Here is a 407-nt window from a genome sequence, read left to right as displayed (position 1 = left end):
CACTTTCGGCTCGCCTGGTCGGGCTTTGAGCACGCCCATGTCATCCTCGGCGGCGAAAGCTTCGTCGCCCTGGCCGAGGGGTTGCAGAACGCGCTGTGGTCGATTGGCGGCACGCCGCTCTATCACCGCAGCGACAGCCTGTCGGCCGCCTTCCGCAATCTTGATGTCGACGCCAGGGCTGATCTGACGCATCGCTACGAGGAACTGTGCGCCCATTACCGCATGACGCCGACCCGCAACAACAAGGGCGTCGCGCACGAGAACGGCTCGATCGAAAGCTCCCACGGCCATCTCAAGAACGCCGTTCGCGACGCCCTGCTGATGCGCGGGACAAGGGACTTCGACGATCTCGGCTCCTACCGCATCTTCATCGATGAGATTGTCAGCCGCCGCAATGCGGCACACGG

The 407-nt window shown here is 63.9% G+C and carries 1 protein-coding gene; it reads left to right on the top strand.

All coding sequences use genetic code 11. The features are described 5' to 3' along the window. Window positions 1–407: IS21 family transposase (locus AC0L2Y_RS34630; protein ID WP_473562344.1), on the top strand; the 407-nt coding region annotated here is incomplete at both ends.

This window comes from Mesorhizobium sp. WSM4830, assembly GCF_055811495.1.
Note: the sequence above shows the minus strand (reverse complement) of the source record. Positions and strands in the feature narration are given on the sequence as shown.